The organism is Mesotoga sp. UBA5847 (genome assembly GCF_002432735.1).
Taxonomy (GTDB): Bacteria; Thermotogota; Thermotogae; order Petrotogales; family Kosmotogaceae; genus Mesotoga.
In genome coordinates, this window is the sequence record NZ_DJGL01000032.1 from 1 (window position 1) to 23,567 (window position 23,567).

Below are 23,567 nucleotides of genomic sequence, written 5' to 3' on the forward strand. Positions count from 1 at the left end.
TTTCTTATTCAACTTGCATCTTGGAACTTGGAGCTGATGATCAAGAACCTGGACACGGAGTGTCAACGATGAACCGCTCTTCTGCTCTTGATATTAAATCCCCGCTTGAGCGGGGGGGACCGCTTGCGGTGGGGAGTGTGCTCTTTGAAGCGCGTTTCAAACTGTACTCCTTTTGGATTATTCGTATCACATAGGGGTATCTGTATCTATATAAAAGAATACGATTACCCAGTCTTCACTTCATTTATCGAAGCGAAGATCTCGTCGAGACTTTTTCTCGGTTTCTCTCTTATCGAAATGATCTAGGAAATTAAGTGTGGGAGATGTTCATTTGATCCTTACATTGAAGGTATTCAAACTCTTACTCAATAATGTGTGGAAAAAGCCCGTCCTTTCGTCACTAAAAGTCACACTTATCTAAGGAAACAAGTTTATAATAGATATGTAACTATATTTTGAGTGAGATTATTATTAAATTAACATAGATAACATTTATGTAAAGCACACTTCTTTTCAGAAATCGTTTGATAACAGTGTATGCGAAGCTCAATGACTGCAGTTAGGATTTTTGGAATTATGGTAATCGTGGCGGCGCGCTTGGCAGTGATTCATTCCTTTGCTTTCAGCTTTGTTTTCTCGAGGATGAATCCGTTAACGGCTTGCCATTCTGTACACACCGGGGAGCGACAGGTGTCGCCGGAGGTTCTATGAGGCAATTTCCCGATCTTGTTAATTATATAGTGGACATGGTATTCGTTTCCGACATGGAAGCCAGTATAGTCTATGTAAACGATGCCGCTATAAACAATAACGGTTTCTCGAGAGAGGAGCTGCTCGGTAAGTCCTTGTCGACCATTGAAACAAAGATTACAGAAGCATCGTTCAGAGAATTCTGGTCGAAAGCCGCCGTCGGTACTTCTAGAACGATCAACGACCAGCACTACTACAGAGACTGTGGTTCTGTTCCAGTCGAGATACATTCTGTCTTGATTGAAGACGGTAGGGAGAGACTGGTCGTAAGCACTGTGAGAGATATAACACAGCGAAAGCGAGATGAAAAGCTTCTTGAAGAGAAGAATCTTCTGCTTCAGGCACTCGTGAATGCTCCAACCGAATCGCTGTTTCAGATAGATCCTTCAGGAAAGGTTATAACTGCCAATCAGACCCTCTCCAAGAGGCTTGGTACTGATCTGGAGACGCTGATCGGTAAGAATCTGTATGATTTCATCCCGCAAGAACTCGCCGAAGTAAGAAAGATCCACATCGAAGAGGTTCTGAAAACAGGAAACCAGAAGACAATGGAAGACCGTCGAGATGAAATTGTACTTAAAACAACCATATACCCGGTATTCGGAAGGAACGAGCAGGTCGAAAGTCTTGTTCTCTTTTCAGAAGATATAACTGCAAGAAAGAATGCTGAAGAGAGATTGAAGGATAGCGAGAGAAGAGCAAGTAAGAAACTCGAGGCGATTCTCGATCCCGAAGGCGAAATTGAGAATATAGAACTCGATTATCTACTGGATGTCGAGACTATCCAGTCTATCATGAACGACTTCTTCAAACTGACCAATATTGGAGTAGCGATCGTCGATACTCTCGGAAATGTCCTCGTCGAGACCGGTTGGCAGGAAATATGCACAAAGTATCACCGTGTGAATCCTGGGACTCTCAAGAACTGTCTTTACAGTGATATAGAACTTTCGAAGGGCATAGAGCCGGGAGCGTTCAAGCTCTACAAATGTGCCAACAATATGTGGGATATGAGTACCCCAATAATCGTGGGCAATACCCATATGGGGAATCTATTTTTGGGACAGTTCTTCATGGAAGATGAGAGCGTGGATTACGATGTCTTCAGGAAACAGGCGAGAAGATACGGTTTTAACGAAAAAGAGTATATTGAGGCTCTGGACAGAGTGCCCAGGTGGAATCGCGATACAGTCATGACAGCAATGACCTTCTACTCAAAGTTTGCACAAAGGCTCTCGAGACTGAGTTTTTCGAATATGAAGCTAGCCAAGGCTCTCTCCGAAAGAGACGGATTTCTTCAAATGATTGAAGAAAAGGAGAGCAGGTTCAGAAGATATGTTGAGAATGCCCCGGACGGAATATTCGTCGCAGATGAAAGAGGCAATTATACAGATGTTAACGAAGCGTCCTGTCTAATCACCGGCTATTCAAGAGAAGAGCTGCTGAAAATGAACTTCAAACAGTTGGCGGCTCCCGAGAGTCTTCTGGAGGCCGAAAACCATTTCAGGAGGACTGTCGAAGCCGGCGTGGCAGAAGGCATTACTGCCTTCGCTAAGAAGACAGGCGAGAAGAGATACTGGAATGTCAGAGCCGTAAGGCTCGACGATTCGAGCTTCATCGGGTTCACCAGAGACGTAACCGATCTCGTCATAAGCCAGAAGGCCCTGAAGAAATCCGAAGAAGAGAAATCACTCATACTTAACACAACTAAGGAAATAATAGTCTATTACGACACCGATCTTAACATAATCTGGGCGAACAGAGCCATGGCAGAGCTTTTTGGAACAAGCATAGAAAAGCTTGTCGGCATGAACTGTGTCGATGTTTGGCAGCGTGGCAAGAAGTCCGATAACTGCATCCTGAGAAAGGTTCTTGACACGGGCTCTCAGGAAGTTGGAGAAATAATTACCAAGTTCGCCACAGCATTGTACATAAGGGCTTATCCGGTTAGGGATGCAGACGGGAAGATTACCGGCGTTGTTGAAATCTGCGAAGACATAACAGAAAGAAATCGACTATCTAGCAGCCTAGAATCAGCTTTCGAAGCTCTTGTTCGTGCCGCTTCGGACATTGTTAGCGCCAAGGATCCTTACACGGCCGGCCATCAGAAAAATGTGAGCGATCTGGCCGTGGCGATAGGAAAGAAAATGGGTCTAGATCATGAGACTTGCAACTGTCTTAAGGTTGCCGGTCTACTTCACGATATAGGGAAGATCTCAGTTCCTACGGAAATTCTGTCCAAACCAGGAAAGCTGAGCGATATTGAGTTCAGACTAGTAAGGGAACATTCGAAGAATGGCTATAATATACTCAAGGATATAGATCTTCCCTGGCCCATTGCCGATATAGTGTTACAGCATCACGAAAGACTCGATGGATCTGGTTATCCAGGAAGTTTGAAAGACGATCAAATAAGGCTCGAATCAAAAATAATAGCCGTTGCCGATGTCGTTGAGGCTATAACCTCCCACAGACCCTACAGGGCGGCCCTGGGAATTGAATTCGCCCTTAATGAGATAAAGGAAAATTCAGGCAGACTGTACGATCCGTTAGTGGTAAAAGTCTGTGTGGATCTGATCGAAGAAGGCTATACTTTCGAAAATTCCTAGGAAGTCTTTTTCTGCGCCATTTGGGTTTTGCTTATGCTTCCAGCCTGCTTCTATACTATCTGCTCTTCTATTTATCTAGAAGTGAAAGAACAGCAAGAACAGCACTTTCACCCTATCTGTTCTATTTATCTCCAATATCCTTGCTGGGTAACTGTGCTGTTTGGGGCTCCTGTTCAGAGTCATTTCGGACCTGATCCTGGATCCAGGGGTCTTGAGCCTCCCGCTGAAAGCGTCATCATTTCCTGCTGCTCTTATTCTCTCTTAACAGCGTTTTCTGCCCAAGCGGATTCTTTGCCCTCGAAGCAGAACTTGCCTTTGCGAAGCAAAGACCGGCTTCTGAATCCTCCCGCTGAAAGCGGCATCACTTCCTGGGATGATTTCCCCAGCATCACTTCCTCGCGTCAGCGAGCCTCACTTCCCGACGAAGTCGGCCTCGCCTCCTGCCGAAGGCAGCCTTGCGTCCACTGATGCTCCTCAGTGCATTGCGTCGGCCGATGTTCTTCGACGCCTTGCTTACCAGAGCTTCTCCGGGCAGTGGCTCTTCCCAGCGTTCGGCTGATCCCTGCCACTCTTCACGAAATTGGTCTGACCATACTCCACGATCTGAGTTCGGGCGAGATTTCGATTTCCTTCGCAACGTAGAACCCAAAGGATTCATAGAAACCTAAGTTTGAAGGATTCTGCGTTTCAAGATAACAGGGAAGACCTTTTGAGTCTGCTTCATGCGCAAGAAGGCTAAGAAGTTGTTTGCCGATACCCCTCCCCTGAGAAGCTGGCGAAACAGCAATGAAAATCAGGTGAAGGTGATGTTCCTTTATGCATTCCTTGTGAACCCTCGAAATCGCCCTACCGACCTTCATAAGGCGATTTAGTGATCTTCCAGGAAATGTCAGCATCTTCAAGGCTCCGCTCCTTATCCAGACGCCAAGGCCCGGATCTTCTTTAGAGTCAATCCAGAGAATTATTCCGTTCATCTCGGATGAATCAAAGTACGCGGATCCTTTCTCCAGATAAGTCTTGAACATTACTCCATAGATCCTATTTACGTACTTTCTTACTTTCTCACTTAATACGTATTTGATCATCGGGTCATTAGCAAATGCTTCGGCAAGTAGTTCTATTGCCCTTCCGTGTTTTTTCGAGGAAACCTTAATCGGTTCGACCATACCATCACCCACTCTCAACATTCCACTCTGTGAAGCGAAGGAATATACTACCGACGGAGTTATAATCTCAGGCAACACTCGAGAGCTGCCCAGAATACACGCTCTTTGTGATTCGAAGCCTCGGGATGAAATCGTCTGTCCCACTCTTCTCCGCTCACATCGTCTCCGGACGAAAGGAGCTGGCCAAAGGCCACATTTCTGAACTTAGAGACGGCCATGAGGGCCGAAGCCTCCATCTCGACTGTTATGCACCCTTCGTCAATTCTTCTGCTGACTATCTGCTTAGTCTCCCTGTAGAAGGCATCGGTTGTCCAGGTCTTTCCCTTTACATAAGGTATAGACAGCCTTCTCAATGTAGATTCGATCATCTCGATCACACTCTTATCGACTGAAATCTCTCTTGAGGGCTCCACGTAATGGAATGAGGTCCCCTCATCCCTGACTGCCGATTCCACTACGATGATCTCTCCTCTCGGAATTTCTCTCTTCAACACTCCGCAGGAACCGCAGGCTACTGTCTTTCTTACTCCCAGGGCGATCAGCTCTTCATAGAAGCCCGCAGCGGATGGCGCTCCAAGTCCTGGATTCAACAGGGCTAACCTTTCTCCTTTGTGTTCGATCTCGTAGACGGGGAACAATCCTACCTCACTTCTCCTGTCAACGATCTTCTTCAGAAGACCCTTCTTCAAGAGACTCTCTATCACGCCTTGATAGAAGAGAATCACAGCTCTTTCGGGCATCTCAGGTATCGAGGAGATGACCTTCGTCGGTTCTATGACGGCCGGTCTTTCATAATCATGTTCCAGAATAGGTAAACGCTTCTCCATATACGCCCCCCTCTGCGACTATTCTAGCAGCGAAGAAGAGATCGACAGTCGCCGAATGACCTGACACTTTTGTAACCGGAAGCTTTATAATTGTAATCAGTATAAACGAGGTGAAATCGTGAAGACTAGGTTCGCACTGATAGTGGTTCTTCTTATCGCAGTTATTTATCGGCAGGATTACTGAACAACCCCGAGAACAGGTTCAAACTCGAGCTTGATTACGAGATCGGCTTCACGGGAGTGATCTTCCACACCATTCAGTTCGGTCAGACTGGAACAGTTCTGAACTATGTGAAGGACTGCGGGCAGGACGTTCTATTTCCGTATCAAAGGTACACCGCCGGACTGAGTATCGGCAAACACACGGTTCACTTTCTGTACCAGCCGCTCACCGTTCAGTCCAAGGTTCAGCTTAAGAACAACTAGATAGTCGATGGAGTCACCTTCCCCGCCGGAAGCGGAATCCTCTTGAACTACGGCTTCCCGTTCTACAGGGTAAGCTACACCTACGATGTCTTGAGAAAGGGCAACAGCTATCTTGGCCTCGGTCTCTCACTTCAGTTGAGAAATGCCGATATCTACTTCGAGTCTCTCGACGGGACTAAGTTCGTTGACAACAAGAATTTCGGCCCCGTTCCGATTATCAAATTGAAGGGAGCCTACTGGCTGAACGAAAAAACTTACCTCGCTACCGATATCGACGGTTTCTATGCCTCAAGCAAGTTCTTTAACGGAGCGGATTTCGACTTCGAGGGATCGGTTCTGGACGCTTCTCTGAAAGCCGGCCTGCTTAAGACGGATTATCTAGAAACCTATTTCAATGTACGTTTCATAGGGGGAACCGCAAAGGGCACTTCCGAAAACTCCGACAGCCCCGACGGCTTCACCGACAACAGACTTGCGACCATCAATTTCAGCATAGGCTTCCAGCTGAAGTAAGTTATTGACTTTAAGAACGCCGGCCTAAAGGGCCGGCCTTTTTTTATGTGGTACTCGATCTTAAGTTAAATTGCGGCTTCAGAAAAGACTCAATCTCGATCTGTATCCGTTCAGTAGTTCAGTCTTAATTGATGGTTGCCTCATCATACTAGCTCACCCGTATTCGAAATGTAATTTAACAAGAGATTTGCTATCGAAAGCATTTTTTGATATTCTAGTATCAATGTCATTGAGTGAGGTCAATATTATGGAACATTTTAAGGCTTTCAAAAAAGTGGACGAGATTTTCGAGCTGTTCTTTGAGCAAAGCAAATGGAGGCTTACCGACATAGTGGCCAAGCTAGGTTATCCCAAAGCAACTGTGCATCATATTTTGTCTGCAATGACTGAACTTGACTACCTTACAAAAGACAAGAGCTTCTACATGCTCGGAAACAGGATCCTTCAACTGAGTGGTCTCATGCGGAGGAATCTCGAATTCAGAGAAGTGGCTTTGCCGTACCTTGAGGAACTAAGGAACGAAATAAATGAGACGATTCATCTCACATCTCTGTTCAGAGATCAAGTAATTTATCTCGAATGTCTGCACCCAACGCATGCTCTGCGCCCCCATTCGACCGTAGGAGTTACTGCATCTATGTATTGTACAGGCGTGGGGAAGGCCCTGCTCGCATTTCAGCCGGATTCTTACATAGACGGATATCTCGAGAGAGTGACTCTTGCGAGAAGAACGAAGAACACTATAACAGATAAGGAACAGCTCAGAAAGGAAATACAATGGATAAGAGAGCACGGATATGCGTACGACAGAATAGAACAGGAAGAAAGCATAAAGTGCATTGCCGCACCCATACTGGACAATCACGGAGTCGCGAAGTATGCCGTCAGTATTGCCGGGCCTTCTAATAGAATGACCGACGAAGCAATTGAAAGATATAAGGAACCCTTTTTGAAGACAATAGAAAAGCTGAACAAGCTGTTTATCGATTTCGAGACGTGAAGACTCGAAGAAGTTTGATTCTGCATTACTTCTAGGAATAACTCCCTTCTTTCAAGATCGCCCCGCAGGAGAGAGATTGCTTCTGTTTAACAGTCATAATCAACCCAGATACTTCCCAGACGTTCATAAATGGTTTTGGAGATAACTCAACCGATTTGGTAAATTTAGATGTAGTTACCACATTGTTGAATGTTGTTCCATATTATTGAACTATTCAAACCATTTCCAATGCGTACTTTTTTAAGACGCAATCCATTCGTGAAAGGGGAATTGAGATGAAAAAACTGTTTGTTTTGATCGTTGTAGCCTGTATGTTTGTTTCGTTTGGTCTTGCAGCTACAACACTGGAAAACGTAGTTAAGAGCGGAAAGTTAACCGTTGCAACTGATATGACTGCAGTACCGATGCAGTACAGGGACGCATCAGGGAAGCCGACTGGGTTTACCGTTGAGTTGATGGAACTTGCTGCAAGAGAAATGGGTGTTGAACTGGTCTGGCAAGACGTGGCATGGGAAAGTCTTATTCCGTCATTGCTCTCAGGAAAAGTAGATATGATAGCAGCAAACATGTCCATGACTCTAACAAGGATGAAGTCGATAAGATTCTCCGATCCTTTCTTCCTGACAGGAATTGTCGCGATTGCTAGAAAAGACTCTCCTCTGGAGAGCTGGAGAGATCTGGCCGATCCTTCAGTCAAAATGGGTGCGACAATGGGTTCTGTTCACGCAGACTTCATTGAAGATGAATGGGGCAAAAAGGCGTCTCTATACGACAATCTTGCCGAATGGATGACTGATATCAAGTTGGGTAGAATCGACTCGGTTATGGACGACGAAATGATCTGTATTGAGTTAGTTAACAAGAACCCAGATCTGAAGATCCTTGATGGGTATGTGAGACCCGACACTTATGGACTCGCTTTCAGGCAGGACAAGGATTCCGACTCACTGGTTGAATGGTTCAACTGGTTCCTCAAGTGGGAGAAGCTGACTGGCGAGTACGGAAAGATCTACGAGAAGTACGTAGGCAAAGCCTGGGAACCTTCTTTCATTATTGACTAAGCCTGGAGAGTAGTTAATTCAAGACGAGATGGGGGCTAGCCCCCATTTCATTTTAGGAGTCGAAAGGGGAATTCTAATGGAACCAATTGTTCGAATCCGGGGTCTCAACAAATCCTTCGGAAAACTGCACGTTCTAAAAGACATCGAGCTAGATGTATTCGAAAGCGATGTACTGGTTCTTTGTGGACCGAGCGGTGCTGGGAAAAGCACCCTTCTTCGCTGCATAAACATGCTTGAAAACTTTCATGAGGGATCGATCGAAGTTCTCGGAAAAGACATTAAGCAGGCGAGAGCCAATTTGAGTTTTGTTAGAAAGAACACTGGAATGGTTTTTCAGCATTTCAACCTATTCCCTCACATTTCAGTAGTAGACAATGTTGCCCTGGCACCCATACTCGTAAAGAAGGTGCCCAAGGATGAAGCTCTTGAAAAAGCCAGGAAACTACTTGATCAAGTCGGATTATCTGCTAAGTACGATGCCTTTCCTCCTCAGCTTTCAGGAGGGCAAAAGCAGAGAGTTGCGATAGCGCGAGCTTTGGCAATGGATCCTAAACTAATGCTTTTTGATGAACCAACGTCAGCACTGGATCCAGAGATGATCAAGGAAGTACTGGATGTCATGACTAACCTGGCACGCGGAGGAATGACGATGATCATTGTCAGCCATGAGATGGGTTTTGCGCGTCAGGTTGCCAACAAAATCGGTTTCCTGGATGACGGGAAGATAGTCGAGCTCACCCCTAAGGATGAGTTCTTCAACAATCCCAGGAGTGACAGAACCAAGGAATTCCTGAGTAAGATACTTTAGGTGATATCATGCTTGACATGAGAATGATCTCACAGTATCTCCCTGACTTTTTTGAGGCCTTATTGGAAACATTAAAGGTAGCGGCCCTGAGCGGTGTCTTTTCACTTCTAATAGGAACAGTGGTAGGAATACTATCAACAATGAAATCGAAGTTCGCCATTATTCCCGTAGGAATATACACTGGATTCATCAGGTCGACGCCTCTGCTTGTGCAGTTGTACTTCGTCCACTATGGCCTTCCAATTACCGGTCTGATGTTAACTTCCTTTCAGAGCGCCATAGTTGCGTTTTCTCTGAACAGCGGCGCCTATATATCTGAGATAGTACGTGGCGGTCTCAACTCAATTGACAGAGGACAGACAGAAGCCTCAAAGGCTCTCGGTTTGTCGTGGTTCCAGACGATGCGAAAGGTAATCTTGCCGCAAGTTTTTAGAAGTATTCTGCCACCACTGATCAGCCAATTCTCGTATTTGATAAAAGACACAAGTCTTGCGGCAGTTCTTGTTATCCCCGAGCTTACTTATACTGCTCGAAAGATTGCCGCGAGAACCTATATGCCATTCGAATCATTCGGTGTACCGATGCTTATGTACTTTGGAATATATCTGATTCTTGCTCTTTTAAGCGGTATTATAAGCAGAAATCAGAAGTCGGGACAATCGGATGCGAAGCGATGGTTCGGTTTTAAGAAGGTGGTATGATGCAAGACATATCTTTATTGCAGCAAATATTCAGACTCGGAGTTGCCTTCCTCAATAACCTGGCTTTCCTTCCATTCGTTCTGGGTATCGGTATAGTGCTGGGAATTGCGATCGCCCTGATTCGCTTCCATCGAATCCCCGTTGCATCGCAACTTCTAGCCATTGTTGTCGAGATAATCAGGGGATCGCCCTTCTTGATAATCGTCTATGCTATCTACTTTGCGCTGCCGTACGTTGGAATTGAATTGGGCGCGTTTCAGACGGGAATAGTCGTTCTTTCAGTTACGGCAACGGCATATCTTTCAGAGGTCTTCAGAAGCGGTCTTATGTCTCTAGATAAAGGGCAGTTTGAAGCGGCCGAAGCTCTTGGAATGAACTACTTTCAAAAACTGATGCATGTAGTTTTGCCTCAGATCATAAAGAGTACCATGCCGTCAATTGTCGGCCAGATAGTAATGACAATAAAGGACACTTCGATTGTCTCACTCGTCGGAATGGTTGAGATCGTAAGAACCTCCAGACAGATAATGCAGTTGACTCTAAGTCCTTTTACGGCATTCAGTATTGTGTCTGTGTTCTTCATACTTGTGTGCTATCCGCTCATTGTAGTATCTAAAAAACTAGAGGGAGGGAGAAACAGATGAAGTTTCAGCTCGAGTCTTCAAAGCTTGAGTTTTTTAGGCCCGATGCGTTCGGATTTATCAATGGCCTGAAGAAAGAACCACCAAAGCAGAAAATGATCAACCTTTCAATAGGTGCCCCGAACAGGCCCACCCCAAAATGGATAGTGGAGGTAATGAAGGAGAACCTGTCGAATCCTGCCTACCACACTTATCCGCCGCAGCATGGTGCTCCTGAACTATTGGAAGGTGTTGCAGACTGGTACAAGAAACGCTTCGGAGTAACTGTCAAGCCCGAAGAGAACGTGCTCGTTACGGTGGGAATCAAAGAGGCGATTTTCAATGCGCTTCATGCTTTGGTAAACGCAGGCGATTCGATCCTTGTTCCCGATCCTGGTTATCCAACCTATTTCGAAGCTGTTCTTTTCACCGGCGGGAAGCTTATCACTTACGATGGAGATGTTGATCCTATGGCTACTCTCGGCGAGATCGAGAGTCTTGCAGTGTTGCACAAGCCGAAAATGGTAATCGTCAATTACCCCTCAAATCCCACCGGCCGAGTGGCGAGCAAAGAGTATTATGAGAGGCTCTCCAAGCTTTCGTGTAAATACGGTTTTGTTGTGATGAGCGATCTCGCTTACTCGGAAATCGCCTTTGACGGTCTGGAAGTGAACAGTTACTTCGAAGCACAACAGAATCTGGAACTTGGGCTGGAGTACTTCGCCTTCTCAAAGACCTATAACATGGCCGGATGGAGAGTTGGGGCGATAGTGGCCGAGAAACGTCTTCTGGACGCAGTGAAACTTTACAAATCGAAGATCGACTCAAATGTCTTTTACCCTATACAGCTCGCCGCTGCGGCAGCTTTGAAGTCTACCCCCGATTCCTATTATCGTGAGCTCAGAGGAATATATCAGGGCAGGCGGGATGCGATTATTGAAGGTCTAAAGGCGTCGGGATTGACTTTCACCGCTCCACAGGGGGCGATGTATGTATGGGTTTCCACTCCGGAAGGCACTGATCCCTGGAGTTTCACGGAAAAGCTCTACAGAGAGTACGGCATTCTTGTTGTTCCCGGAACCGCTTATGGTGCTAACGGTTCTAGGAAGGTTAGAATGGGCCTGGTACAGGAGCTTGAAGTAATGAAAGAGGCGGCCAGAAGATTGGCAGAAGGGAGATCATGGTGAGAAGATTACTTGAAGGGGTCGGTGTAGCTCCGCTGACTCCGATGAATGATGATGGTTCCTGTGTTGACTACAATGCAATAAAGTCTTATGTAGACTTCCTGGCTGAGAAAGGTGTCGACGGAATGTTTGTGCTCGGCACGACCGGTGAGGGGACGTCCCTCCCATTGGCGGAAAGAAAGAAGACTCTAGAGTCGTTCCTCGAGGCAAACAAAGGGAGAATGACGGTTGTTTCTCATTGTGGAGCTGCAGTGCTTGAAGATATTATCGAACTGCTAAAACACTCAAAGGAATGTGGAGCAGATGCGGCAGCAGTAGTTTCGCCTTTCTTTTTCAACCACAAGCAGGAGGAGCTCTTCAGTTTCTACGACAAGATAGCGGAAGCTGTTAGCGACTTTCCTCTGTACATTTACAACATTCCCTCTCTAACAAAAAACCCGGTTAGTGTCGATGTAATTGCCAGACTCCACGAAAAACATAAGAATATAGTCGGTTTGAAAGACAGCAGCGGCGATTTCGTAAATTCGTTGACCGTGATTCAGGCTCTGCCGTCGACGTTCAGTACGGTCGTTGGATGCGATGCGGCTTTCGTATCCGTTCTAATCGCCGGAGCCAGAGGCTGTGTTTCAGGCCCCGGAGCAGTCTTTCCGGAATTCTTCGTCAAGGTCCGCGATGCAGTGAAAGATGGTGACTTTGACAAGGCATTTGATTATCAGAAGGCTTTGACAAAGCTGACGATGGCAGTGGGAAACGGTGCGAATATTCCATACATGAAACATGTTCTAGAAAGAAGGGGTTTGAAAATGGGAGGAGTCAAGACACCTCTGAAAAACCTCACAGATGCGGATATAGAATTACTTGACAATAATCTTGTTGCTGTTATGCATAAGATAGGCATTGATTTCTAGCTCTCTCAACAAAAGAAGCGCCTGGAGATCCTCCAGGCGCCTTAAATCATTTATCACAATATGACAGATTCGCCGTTCTTTATCTCTGTGGAGCTCCCCTGCAAAGCTCCGAATTTTTCTATGGGTTCGCTTGCCACTATTCTTACTCCATCCCTCTCATAGAGGAACAGGGCGTGTTCCGTGTCATCTCTCTCGGAATTCTGTCTTATGGCCCATACGTTCTCATAGTCAGTAAGAAAAGCGTTAATGGATGTGTACTTATAGTTGGCAGCCACGAAGCCCGATGTGATTTCTAGAGCTGTCTTCGGCTCATGCCGCTCAAGATTACCGACGAGTATTTCGAAGTATCTCTGGGTATCTGTAGTTCCTTCGTCGCTTGCAAAATCATAAATCGTACCGTTGTGACAGAAGGCGTAATTCCTTCCCCTAACGGTTGCATAGAAGGGATGCACATGCTCTAGATTGACTGTGTATCCCTTCGATGCCTTTCTAGAGTGAATTATGCCCACTCTGCAAATCGGCATCTTCACATCACTCTCAAAGATCGCGCCCGAGCTATTGAATGTCTCTCTTCCTTCGCCGCGCACTGCATAACCCCAGCCGTCTCCGTGAGGACTTGAGATTCCCTTCTCGGAGATGCTGCTTAGAAGGGCGAATATCCAGCTTGTGTCGATGTCTTCAACTGCTTTGAAGGCCAGCATTCTGCACATTTTTCATTCCTCTATTTGACTGACTCTGCTATCTCGAGAAAATACTTGTGAATTCTCAGATCATCTGTCAGTTCGGGATGAAAGGAAGCGGCTATCACTCTGTTCTGCCTAACAAGTACAGGCGAGCCATCGTAGCTTGCAAGAACTGCCACTTCTCTTCCTGTCGATTCAATCTTCGGAGCCCTTATGAATACAGCTCTAAACGGTTCCGCACCGATCTCATCTATCTGGATATCGGCCTCGAAACTGTTGATCTGTCTTCCGTATCCATTCCTTTTCACACTAATATCCAGAGCGCTTAAAGAGTCCTGATTAGAGACGTTTTCAATAGCCTTCGAGAGGAGAATCATGCCCGCGCAAGTAGCGAAGGCAGGCATTCCGCTCTTCAACCTCTCCTTAAGAAGCTCCCACATCTCAAATCTCTTCAGGAGTCTGATCATCGTGGTAGATTCGCCACCAGGCATAACCAGTGCTTTGACGGAAGATAGCTCCTTTGAATCCTTCACCCAAATAGCTTCCGCCCCCGCACTATTCAGAGCCAAAAGATGTTCCTGAATTGCACCCTGAATTCCGAGAACTCCTATTTTCAACTCTTACCAGCCTCTTTCTTCCATCCGGACTTCGAGAGTCCCGATCTCGAGACCGTCCATGGCATCCCCAACGTCTTCAGAGATTTCGGCTAGCTTTTCGGGGTTATCATAGTGCAGAACTGCTTCCACTATTGCCTTAGCCATTCTTGCAGGGTCTTTGGATTTGAAGACTCCCGAGCCGACAAAGACTCCATCGCAGCCGAGCATCATCATGAGCGCAGCGTCAGCCGGCGTGGCTACTCCTCCTGCGGCGAAATTGACGACGGGAAGCCTTCCCAGTTCTCTTACCTGACTGAGGATTTCGACAGGCGCACCGATCTCCTTTCCGTAGTGGACGAGCTCGGCATCATTCATCATCTGAACCTTTCTGACTTCTTCATTGACCGTTCTCATGTGCTTGACGGCTTCGATGATATTACCGGTACCGGCCTCTCCTTTTGTACGAATCATCGCGGCTCCCTCTGCGATTCTCCTAACCGCCTCGCCGAGATTTCTGGCTCCACAGACGAAGGGAACGGTGAATATCCGCTTGTCTATGTGATATCTGTCATCAGCCGGTGTAAGGACTTCAGATTCATCTATGAAGTCAACTCCGATGGCTTCAAGGATCTTCGCTTCGGCGATATGGCCGATCCTTGCCTTAGCCATGACTGGAATCGTAACGGAATCCATTATCTCTTTGATAAGGCCAATTTTGGCCATCCGGGCTACTCCGCCTTCTTTTCTTATATCTGCCGGTACTCTCTCAAGAGCCATTACTGCCGTGGCGCCGGCATCCTGAGCTATCTTTGCCTGCTCGGGATTCGTGACGTCCATGATTACGCCGTTCTTGAACATTTCAGCGAACCCTTTTTTCACTGTCCAGGTTCCCTTTGCTTCCATTTTCAACACCTCTCCTCTTTATCGTTGTTCCAATAGTTGCTCTCTACTCTTTCCAATCCTGGAGCATCTTTCTTCCCTCTCCCGACTTTTGCGCAGGGTTTTCCTTCGACCTCCACGATATCTGCCGTGAAGTCCAGCTTGTTTTTCAGTAGAGACGAACCAACTCCGTAAACATCTGCTGGAACATTGAGCTTTTCGAAGAGATCTATCTTCTCCGCCGTGAAACCGCCCGAGACGACTATCTTCAAATCTTTCATTCCGCACCTGTCGAATTCCCTTCTAGCCCTCCAGACCAGTTCGGGACAGACTCCCAGGGAGGAAGCGTCTTTCGGGACGACCGAAACGTCTCTCAAACTGCCAGACGTATCGAATCTCACGCCCCATATCTTTCCCTTTCCCGGACCTATAACAACCGAAGGGTCGGTCTTGCCAGGTACGAAATCCTCACCGGTCTCGGCCTTGTAAGTGCGGGCAACGCAATCGACCGAAGTCCCGATTACGTCGTTGTCCCAATCGACCAAGATTATTCGATTGACTCCGCTCTCTATGTAACGATCGAAAGCCATTGCGGCCTCGGCCGTATCTCCTTTATATACTGCGATAAGCGCGTGAGGTATCGTCCCCATGCTCTCAACGCCCCAGTAATCTGCATTCGCATCGGTAGAGACTCCGAAGGCCCCGGCCTTGAGCGCCGCGTATCCGTCCGTTGCCTGAGTCCAGAAATGATCGAATCGCGCGCTGAAGAAGAGTATCTCCTTGCCTCTGGCGGCCTTCACGACGGACTTGACGGCAGTCGCAGTTGAGGAGGCTCTCGCAATAACACCCAGCAATATGGTTTCGAGATACGAGAAATATCTGGGGTCGCCTTCTATCGTCATAACAGGTTCCATATCCTTTGCTTCATCACCATCATACAAGGCGCGAACTTCGAGTTCTGGCCATTTGTCAACCCAGAGATCATTCAGCTTCATCTTCAGATCCCATTTTCGAGCGGTCAGCTCCACCAGTCCATGCCGATTCATCTCCCAGGCTGCGTGGTTGACTTCCTTCTCAATCTCTAATACCTCTTCGAAGAGCCTCTTCGCCTCTTCTTCATTCGAGTAATAACCGGTCCCAAAACGAAGAATGGCGAGCGCTTCGTCAATTCCCACTATTGTCGCGTCTCTTCTCGGGAAGAGCTGGTATAATACCCTTGATTTCTTATCTGCCTTTTTGAGGACTTCGACAAGTCTCGTGAAGTATTTGTCAGAATAGTATCCGGCTCTCATCTTGTCAATCGGTACTTTGAAGACCCTCGGGTCGATTCTGCACTTATCCACGGAACGCCCCCTGTCTCTACCCTCATTCGCGAGCGAAAATTCCGGAGAAATATATCCGGTACCCTGATTATATAATAATAAACGACTTTCGACTCTTGAACCGGGCAGATCTTTGCTAATTGGACCAGTCCAAAAAAAATAAACCGGCCATAAGGCCGGTAGAGAAGATGACGCTTCTATATCCAGTCGATAGAGATCTTCGACATGTCTGACTTCACGTTAATCTGGCAGGTCGTTGCAGCTCTGTCGATGTTATTGGAGACATAGCCCTTTTCTCTCTCCATAAGATTGTTGAAATTGCTCCAGTTCAACTCTCCTTCGTGAAGAATGCTTAAAGCAACGTCTTTGGGAGCCCTTATATTCAGAGAAGTCACTTCACAATCTATATCCACGATCGAGTCTTTCAGTTGGGAGGGGATTATAGACAATCTGGAGAGCGATGTCTTGATTGTAGCCCTATCCAGATTGAGATTCGAAAAATCAAGAACTGTATCGGCTCCATCAAGCGTAGCCTCGACCCTTACAACCGGCTCCGAATTGACTTCGATATTCATTCTCGACTTTGACAAGACACTTGAAACACCGGACTTTGCTTTGCACCTCGCCCTTACAATGCCCTTTCCCTTATCCATATCGTATTTCAGATCCCCGTTAAAGCTCATTCTATCGAAACTTACGTTTGCATCAACTCCGTTGGATGTGTTGTCCATAAGCAGCACCTTCGTAAGGTTAGCATCCAGTTCAATATCTAGTTCGTCGAATTCTTTGGGTCTTGACATATTGAGAATCTGTCTGGTCGAGCTCGGCGCCTTTCCAAGCTTGAAACTCTTCTTGAAAAGCGTCACTACACCCCATCCCACTATGTAAGATCCAATCATGGCTACAATGAGTTCCCAGAAGCCCCATCCTCTGAACCCTTTGATAATATTCCAGCCTATCATAAGGTCAATAACGAGAATTCCTCCGAATATCAAACTACCCATATGTTCCGACTTAAATCTTCTAAACACCTTAAGCCCATGATAGATGAAGATAATGGCAAAGAAGATTTCAATTGTGAAGGCAAAGCTCGGTATTATATGGGTTACCGAAAGAATGATCAGTATTCCCAGGAAAATCGCAAATAGTGCTCCAAATCTCATCTCTTATCACCCTCTTCCTTTAGTCAGGTCGATTTCGGTTTTTCAGGTGCCTCTGGCTCTTCGGAAGACTCTTCGCTTTCAGCATCTTCCTCTGTCATTACTACATCTACTGAGTCTTTAAGCTTCTTAAGCTCCTCGTCGACTTCTAGCATCTCTTCAATCTCCTTTTCGGAGTATCCAAGTATTCCCAGCATCTCGACAGCATACTCTTTCGTAAGTTTCCCTTCTTTGAAAAGCAGAAGTATCTTCTTGGTCTCCTGATCCTGGAGATTCTCTTCCACGGTCGCTCGATCGGATCTTCGCTCTTCCGAAACCTTTGGTGCCGTCTTAACCTTGACTTCTTTGGCAGGCGTTCCCCTGTACTTGGCATTTATAATGAGATCTCCCGACACGCTGCTCATTTTCAGATATTCCTGTGGCTCTCCGTTTCCCGACCTGTAATGCTTCTTGTCTACTTTAACAAGTCCTACGTCAGAGGAGACATCACCGCTTACCGATGAGACAGTGGCATCAAATCTTGGCTCATCGGAATAAGAGATAATTGCATCCCCGCTTACCGTAGAAACACTTGTGTCTCTTTCCATCGGAGGAAGCCCCTTTATGTTCAGATCGCCAGAAACTGAGCCAAATTTACCCCTTCGGTAGTTCGAAGCGACGAATGTCAAGTCTCCGCTTACTGTGCTGAAATTGAACTCGTTCATCGAACAATTCTCTATCTTGACATCACCGCTGACGTTGTTTATCTTAAGGCCTCTAAGATCAAAATCAGTAATACTTATGTCGCCGGAAGCGTTGTTTGCATCAAGTTCCTGGATGCTTCTTGGCACCAGAAGCCTTATATTCTTGACATCCGCTCCGCCGTCAAAGAGATTCTTTATAAAAGGAATATTGATGTTAGTACCCTTCTGGAATCTTATCGTAAGCTTCTTTCCTGACCTTTCGGCTTCGGGAACATAATCGTTCGAATCCACTTCGACGTACGCAATCACATTTCCCTCTTCAACAAGGTCGATCTGAAGATCCGCGCTAGCCGAGGTTGTCTTCAAAATCTCAATACCCGAGCTGTCGAATTCAAACTTTTTCTCCACGACCATACCTCCTCAATCCTCTACCTTTATCGTTACTCTCTTGTCCTCGGTTTCAATTTCAACCGACTCTCTAGTCTTGATTACCTCTTCAAGCACTTCCTTGAGATTGTAGTCTACCACTCTTCCACCGATTCTAAAATTCGCGTCTTTTTCTTTAACGAAGTTTCCTACAAACCTTGCCAACCTAACGGGTAACTTAATATTTGCTTCCACTTTTCCAGTGAAGTTATCCACAACCTCTATGGTGAATTTCCCTCCTGACTTCACTTCTTCATATGATTCAAAGAACTCCTCTAGCAAGTCCCTGCCCTGCTCGGGAGAAACCTTTCCATCGGCAACGAGCTTCAGGATCTTTAAGACTTCTTCTCTATCCACTTTGATCACCTACTTCTTTTTTCTGACTTTTCTTAACATCTCAAGGGCTTCATCTGGCTGTAGTTCTCCGGATTCAAGTCTTTCAAGGATTCTTGAAGCCTCCTCCCTATCTTTGTCGACAACCTGGTAGCCCATTGCCCTAACAATATCCTCGAGTCTGTTTCTAGCCGTCGGATAGGAAATATCCAGTTCCTTCTGAACCTCGGATAGATTGCCTCTATTCTTGATGAAAGTCTTCAGGTAGTCGAGCTGCTCGGCAGATAGCTTCATGATATCGTCAAGCTCAAATCTTCCCCTAATCGTTGTGCCACAACTATCACACTTGTACTCTGTGATCGTCATCTTCCCTCCACAGACGGGACAGTTGCTAATTGAGTATTTCATCGGTCCACCTCCAAAACATAAGTTGAACAAATATCACCTTCAACTGAGTTCATTATACAACTTCCGACTCAAAAAGTCAAACTATAACTTAAATATATTTAGATCCACTTCAATTTATTGTATTAGACTTCAATTAATTCAAGATAAGAGTTGAGTCCGTTTCGTTTATTAACTTTCGTAAGCGTTATCTGAAGGGATGGCGAAAGACATATGAGCCTCAATTTCCAATAAAAGCCTCATTCCCTTGGAACTAAGACTTCGACATTAATCGACACTCATATTTTCGATTACTTACGAAGAACTATTGCTGTTCCAAATGAATTAGTATGGAAGTACATAGAAAAACATCATCATGAGAAAGGTGAGATTACCGAGCATGACCAGAATATGCCAGAGTTCATGGTTTCCGAATTTCCCTGGAAATGGGTTCGGTTTCTCCCTTATGAAAATCACTGCGCCAACCGTATAGAAGGCGCCGCCGAGAAGCAGCAACAGGATGGCAGAAAGCCCCAACCTTATATACACACTGTAAACCAGCGCAAGCGAGAGCCAGCCCATTGAGAGGTATCCCGCCATTGATAACCAAAGGGGCATCGTGGAAAAGAATACCGACTTCAGCACGACGTTAAGGATGGCAAGACTCCATATTATCACGAAGACCGTCCAGCCAACCCAACCGCCGACGACAACGAGACAGAAAGGCGTATAGGTGCCGGCGATGAGAAAGTATATCGCAGTGTGGTCGAGGATAGCGAAGACCTTGAAATACTTTCTAAACCACAAGAAAAAGTGAAGGAGTCCGCTAAAGGTCATTGAGACGACTACGGTTGTCCCGTATATCGCGAAGCTTACAAGATGTAACCATTTACCCTGAATAGCAGAGAAGACTATCAAGAACACCAGCCCGACAAGTCCGAGAACCGCTGCCACTATATGACTAATCGCATTGAATCCTTCATTTGAGTTCTCGCTCGTAACCATGGGGTCGAGTTTTCGGCCTTCTATTGTGCTCACGAAGCTTCCTTTCTGGAAAAGTATTTGATCATCTATTATAGCCCAGCCCGCGCTTCGCGACAAAGAGGAAGTATTCAGCATCAGTACTCTGTAACGGTGCATCGAAATGGAAACTACTCGATAAAGAGAACAGTAAAGGGAGACTCTCTGCCATTTAATGGACGAGAGAGAAAGGCGTGAAATTTGAGATAATAGAAACAATGAGATCAATCCAGGGATATTTCAGGAAGGTGAGAGGAGCGTGCCTTCCGGAGCTGTGCCCTATTAATCCTCCGGGAGCCGCATCATAGTTGAAGAAGTCTTTTGAGGTTATCGGCGGCTCTTATGAATAGCGGGCAGCGGCCTTAACGGCTTCGATCAAATTCGTGGGATCGGCAATTCCCCTTCCCGCAATGTCGAAGGCCGTTCCGTGATCTACGGAAGTCCTCAGAATTGGCATTCCAAGGGTAATCGATACGGTCCTATCGAAATCCAGTGTCTTCGTTGCTATGTGGCCCTGGTCATGGTACATAGAGAGAACTGCAGAAAATGCGCCTCTTCTTGCCATAGAGAAGATCGAGTCTGCCCCTATCGGTCCGAGGACATCAATCCCTTTCTGCCTTGCTAGCTCAACAGCGGGAATAATTTCATCGAGTTCCTCGCGCCCGAAGAGCCCACCTTCTCCGCCATGTGGGTTCAAGGCTGCAACACCAATCGGCCTTCGCTGCTCGATGTCCAGCTGCTTAAGGGCTGCGTCACATCTAACTATATAATCGAATATTCTGTCTCTCTTCACTATGCGACAGGCCTCCATAAGTGAAACGTGTCTGGAAAGAAAGAAGACTCGTAGCTCACCGGCTATTTCAAACATCGTCAGCGGGTCTCTCGCCCCCAATAGCGAGCCCAGAATCTCGGTATGTCCTGCAAAGGGAACTCCTGCAGCCTTGATGGACATTTTGTTAATCGGTGCAGTCGTAATCGCAGAAATCTTTCCCTTTTGCGCCAGTTCCGCAGCCTTCTCGAGGTATTCATAGGCGGCCCTTCCGCATCCACCGCAGATCTTTCCGTAATCGGGTAGGTCATCAGCATTCCCCATGTCAATCAACGAGATATTGCCTGAAGTTGATTCCATCTCTTCATTTAGGCCCTCAACCAGAGTTATGTCAAGCGACAGCTTGTTTCTGTAGATCTCTCGCTGAATGATCTTGCGGTCCCCAATAACAACCGGCCTGCAGATCTCGAAGATTTCCCCGTGTGCTATAGCTTTACAGACGATCTCGGGGCCGATGCCTGCGGGATCGCCAATAGTTATCGCTATCAAAGGTTTTCCAGAAAGCCTTTCCGGTAGAACCGGCTTTTCCATAGGTTTCAGAAGCAATACTAACCCCCGTGCATTGTAGACGCGTTCGTTTCTATCCCTCTCCGAATATCTCTGTCCTTATTCTTGTCATGTACCAGTTGAGAATGTCAACACAGATCTCGGCTGCCAGTCTATTCTTCTCTGAAGCGGCAAAAGAGAGCTTTGCACCCAATGAGGAGATGAGATCGAAACCGCAACAGCTGCCCTCATTCTTCATGAATTCGGCGATTTTCCCCATTCTTTCGAAATCATCGGCAACAATTGCTTCTTTGAGGGATTCAACGTCACCATGCCTTCTTATCAAGAAGCTGTCAACAGCACCCTCCATACTTGCTTCAATCGTAACCGTCACTCTCTCCATCAGTCGCCTCCGGCAGAAAATAATCTAGTAACTCTTTCCAATATCCGCGGTCCTGTCAGAACCATATAACGATTCTATATGATTATCCTGATATTATGAAGTCTTGTTTTCACCTGAACTATGTGCTTACCGATAGAGCAGTCGAAAACGCCAAACTTGCTCTTCAAACTTCCTCCAAACGCTCACGATCTGTTCGTCCTTTCGTAGTCAATGTTTAGGTAATAGAGAACAACGAAAGTAATTACACCCATCTTCTTTCATTGAGGAATGCCTAACGCCAATTTTTAGCATTGAGCTCCAATGATCGTGCCTGTTCAATGCTAATTACTGTTTTTTTCGCTTAGACATATATTGTATAATCATACTAACAATATCATTCGCCGATCCGGGATGTCCCTCTTGCTGACAAGACAGAATGGTTTATCTATGCGTTGTATGTGTCACTCAATAGATTCACGATAGCATAACAAGTAATGTGTTCTCACTTTAATTTGTTAGGAGGCGAAAGATGAAGAAATTCTTGCTAGTCGCTTTAATTGCGATTCTCGTAGTTAGTGCGTTTGCCGGTAAGGTAACGATCTGGAGCTGGCGGACACAAGATGCTCAGGTCTGGAGAGATGTTGAGGCCGCACTCAGGAGTCAGGGACTCAACATAACGATCGAATTCACAGCCTTTGCTCCGACGGAATACGATTCAAAGGTAGCTCTCGCTCTGCAGACCGGTGAAGGTCCAGATATTGTCTACTCCAGAAGACTTCCTGGAGGAAGAACTCAGGTTCTAATTGAAAACGGGCTCTATCTTCCGATCGGTGATTTCACGGACATGTCGAACTTCCCTCAGGCTTCGCTGAACTCCGTTACATGGGAAGACGAAGTTTATGGAGTTCCTTTCGCAGTTCAGGTGGTCGGAATATTCTACAACAAGGACTACTACGACCAGTTCGGACTTGAAGAACCTGAAACCTGGGACGAACTAATCGCTAATGCTGAAGTGTTCAAGAAGAACGGTATCACCCCATTCTTCCTTTACGGAAAGGAAGCCTGGGCGCTGGCAATGCAGCATGCGATGTGTGGCGTCAGCATTCTGGGACCAGACTGGATAAAGGCGCTCACTGATGGCGAAACGAACTTCCTGGATCCAAAGTTCACCGACCTCAACAAGAAACTTAACGACCTCAAAGTTTACTATCAGGATGGATTCATGGGTAATTCGACCGTAGATCAGGATGCCGCTTTCGCATTTGGACAGGCTGCAATGGTGTTCTACGGAGCATGGGGCTACCAGACATGGAAGGATCTCAATCCCGATCTAAATGTCGGCTACTTCATGGTTCCTCCGGAGACAAAAGACCAGACACCTTACGCCTACACATATCTCGATGGAGCGATCGCTTTGACATCAAACGTCAAGAATCTCGAGGACTCAAAAGAGATCATCAAATTCTGTGCCACTCCTGAATTCGGTACGATATTCGCCGGAATCACTTACAATATTCCTGCCGTTGTTGGCGCAGAAATCCCGCCTGATCCTCTTCTAGAAGAGGTTCTTGATGTTTACAACAACAACGCCTCTCCATGGGTTTACTGGGTAGGCTCTGTATTCACAACACAGAAACCTTCTCTCTATGATGACGTTCTTAGCCCAGGAATGCAAGCTCTTTACGCAGGGCAGCTTACTCCCGAAGGACTCTCTCAGATGGCTCAGGACGCTATTTCTCAGTGGTACCCGCCTTTGATGAACAAGTAATCAGTTAATTCTTCTCTTCCCCGCCAGCCAGCGGGGAAGAGTT

23 protein-coding genes are annotated in these 23,567 nt (G+C 46.4%); 10 read left to right on the forward strand and 13 right to left on the reverse strand.

Annotated features, from left to right (window positions below; all coding sequences use genetic code 11):
- Window positions 1–707: 707 nt before the first annotated feature.
- Window positions 708–3,359 (forward strand): PAS domain S-box protein, encoded by a 2,652-nt coding sequence (locus B3K91_RS03390; protein WP_292593999.1) that lies wholly within the window; start codon window positions 708–710, stop codon window positions 3,357–3,359.
- A gap of 572 nt (window positions 3,360–3,931) precedes the next feature.
- Here B3K91_RS03390 and B3K91_RS03395 read toward each other — a convergent pair.
- Window positions 3,932–4,600, reverse strand: coding sequence for a GNAT family N-acetyltransferase (locus tag B3K91_RS03395; protein WP_292590467.1), 669 nt, complete (start codon window positions 4,598–4,600; stop codon window positions 3,932–3,934).
- Window positions 4,585–5,352 (reverse strand): nucleoside phosphorylase, encoded by a 768-nt coding sequence (locus B3K91_RS03400; protein ID WP_214060162.1) that lies wholly within the window; start codon window positions 5,350–5,352, stop codon window positions 4,585–4,587. Before B3K91_RS03400 ends, B3K91_RS03395 begins: the two co-directional genes overlap by 16 nt.
- Window positions 5,353–5,820: 468 nt before the next feature.
- On the opposite strand from B3K91_RS03400, the gene B3K91_RS03405 reads away from it, so the two are divergent.
- The 8 genes from B3K91_RS03405 (at window position 5,821) to B3K91_RS03440 (ending at window position 12,573) form a co-directional block, all read left to right on the forward strand.
- Window positions 5,821–6,291, forward strand: coding sequence for a hypothetical protein (locus tag B3K91_RS03405; protein WP_292594001.1), 471 nt, complete (start codon window positions 5,821–5,823; stop codon window positions 6,289–6,291).
- 247 nt (window positions 6,292–6,538) lie between these two features.
- Window positions 6,539–7,291: an IclR family transcriptional regulator gene (locus B3K91_RS03410; RefSeq protein ID WP_180977968.1), complete on the forward strand. Its 753-nt coding sequence runs from the start codon at window positions 6,539–6,541 to the stop codon at window positions 7,289–7,291.
- A gap of 275 nt (window positions 7,292–7,566) precedes the next feature.
- The gene (locus B3K91_RS03415) at window positions 7,567–8,352 is read left to right on the forward strand and encodes an ABC transporter substrate-binding protein (protein ID WP_099830509.1); all 786 of its coding nucleotides are present in this window, start codon (window positions 7,567–7,569) and stop codon (window positions 8,350–8,352) included.
- Between the two features lie 76 nt (window positions 8,353–8,428).
- Entirely contained in the window at window positions 8,429–9,160 is a 732-nt protein-coding gene (locus tag B3K91_RS03420; RefSeq protein WP_146739751.1) for an amino acid ABC transporter ATP-binding protein, read from the forward strand.
- A gap of 8 nt (window positions 9,161–9,168) precedes the next feature.
- Window positions 9,169–9,861: an amino acid ABC transporter permease gene (locus B3K91_RS03425; protein WP_099830508.1), complete on the forward strand. Its 693-nt coding sequence runs from the start codon at window positions 9,169–9,171 to the stop codon at window positions 9,859–9,861.
- Window positions 9,861–10,505 (forward strand): amino acid ABC transporter permease, encoded by a 645-nt coding sequence (locus tag B3K91_RS03430; RefSeq protein ID WP_292594004.1) that lies wholly within the window; start codon window positions 9,861–9,863, stop codon window positions 10,503–10,505. The genes B3K91_RS03425 and B3K91_RS03430 overlap by 1 nt, the downstream gene beginning before the upstream one ends.
- Window positions 10,502–11,668 carry a pyridoxal phosphate-dependent aminotransferase gene (locus B3K91_RS03435; RefSeq protein ID WP_292590458.1) on the forward strand — a complete coding sequence of 389 codons (1,167 nt, stop codon included), beginning with the start codon at window positions 10,502–10,504 and terminating at the stop codon, window positions 11,666–11,668. The genes B3K91_RS03430 and B3K91_RS03435 overlap by 4 nt, the downstream gene beginning before the upstream one ends.
- Window positions 11,665–12,573, forward strand: a complete 909-nt coding sequence (locus tag B3K91_RS03440; protein WP_214079513.1) for a dihydrodipicolinate synthase family protein — start codon at window positions 11,665–11,667, stop codon at window positions 12,571–12,573. The genes B3K91_RS03435 and B3K91_RS03440 overlap by 4 nt, the downstream gene beginning before the upstream one ends.
- A 53-nt stretch (window positions 12,574–12,626) precedes the next feature.
- On the opposite strand, the gene B3K91_RS03445 is transcribed toward B3K91_RS03440, so the two are convergent.
- The 11 genes from B3K91_RS03445 to B3K91_RS03495 all read right to left on the reverse strand — a co-directional run bounded on the left by B3K91_RS03445 (window position 12,627) and on the right by B3K91_RS03495 (window position 21,777).
- Window positions 12,627–13,283: a class II glutamine amidotransferase gene (locus B3K91_RS03445; RefSeq protein WP_292590455.1), complete on the reverse strand. Its 657-nt coding sequence runs from the start codon at window positions 13,281–13,283 to the stop codon at window positions 12,627–12,629.
- A gap of 11 nt (window positions 13,284–13,294) precedes the next feature.
- The gene (gene pdxT, locus B3K91_RS03450) at window positions 13,295–13,873 is read right to left on the reverse strand and encodes a pyridoxal 5'-phosphate synthase glutaminase subunit PdxT (RefSeq protein WP_099830504.1); all 579 of its coding nucleotides are present in this window, start codon (window positions 13,871–13,873) and stop codon (window positions 13,295–13,297) included.
- 3 nt (window positions 13,874–13,876) lie between these two features.
- Entirely contained in the window at window positions 13,877–14,755 is an 879-nt protein-coding gene (gene pdxS, locus B3K91_RS03455; protein WP_099830503.1) for a pyridoxal 5'-phosphate synthase lyase subunit PdxS, read from the reverse strand.
- Window positions 14,756–14,757: 2 nt separating this feature from the next.
- Window positions 14,758–16,023, reverse strand: a complete 1,266-nt coding sequence (locus B3K91_RS03460; protein ID WP_300980568.1) for a nicotinate phosphoribosyltransferase — start codon at window positions 16,021–16,023, stop codon at window positions 14,758–14,760.
- 227 nt (window positions 16,024–16,250) lie between these two features.
- Window positions 16,251–17,216, reverse strand: a complete 966-nt coding sequence (locus tag B3K91_RS03465) for a hypothetical protein (protein ID WP_214060923.1) — start codon at window positions 17,214–17,216, stop codon at window positions 16,251–16,253.
- 23 nt (window positions 17,217–17,239) lie between these two features.
- Entirely contained in the window at window positions 17,240–18,310 is a 1,071-nt protein-coding gene (locus B3K91_RS03470; protein WP_214060922.1) for a DUF4097 family beta strand repeat-containing protein, read from the reverse strand.
- Window positions 18,311–18,316: 6 nt separating this feature from the next.
- Window positions 18,317–18,679 (reverse strand): SHOCT-like domain-containing protein, encoded by a 363-nt coding sequence (locus tag B3K91_RS03475; RefSeq protein ID WP_102819253.1) that lies wholly within the window; start codon window positions 18,677–18,679, stop codon window positions 18,317–18,319.
- A gap of 9 nt (window positions 18,680–18,688) precedes the next feature.
- The gene (locus B3K91_RS03480; protein WP_006489399.1) at window positions 18,689–19,063 is read right to left on the reverse strand and encodes a DUF2089 domain-containing protein; all 375 of its coding nucleotides are present in this window, start codon (window positions 19,061–19,063) and stop codon (window positions 18,689–18,691) included.
- 321 nt (window positions 19,064–19,384) lie between these two features.
- A complete protein-coding gene (gene trhA, locus B3K91_RS03485; protein WP_214061346.1) occupies window positions 19,385–20,077 on the reverse strand; it encodes a PAQR family membrane homeostasis protein TrhA in 693 nt (230 codons plus the stop codon).
- Window positions 20,078–20,399: 322 nt separating this feature from the next.
- On the reverse strand, window positions 20,400–21,434 hold the full coding sequence (gene pdxA / locus B3K91_RS03490; RefSeq protein ID WP_292590443.1) for a 4-hydroxythreonine-4-phosphate dehydrogenase PdxA: 1,035 nt from the start codon (window positions 21,432–21,434) through the stop codon (window positions 20,400–20,402).
- Between the two features lie 34 nt (window positions 21,435–21,468).
- Window positions 21,469–21,777: a cytoplasmic protein gene (locus B3K91_RS03495; RefSeq protein ID WP_099830497.1), complete on the reverse strand. Its 309-nt coding sequence runs from the start codon at window positions 21,775–21,777 to the stop codon at window positions 21,469–21,471.
- A gap of 508 nt (window positions 21,778–22,285) precedes the next feature.
- Here B3K91_RS03495 and B3K91_RS03500 point away from each other — a divergent pair.
- Window positions 22,286–23,524 (forward strand): ABC transporter substrate-binding protein, encoded by a 1,239-nt coding sequence (locus B3K91_RS03500; protein WP_099830496.1) that lies wholly within the window; start codon window positions 22,286–22,288, stop codon window positions 23,522–23,524.
- The last annotated feature ends 43 nt before the right edge of the window (window positions 23,525–23,567 follow it).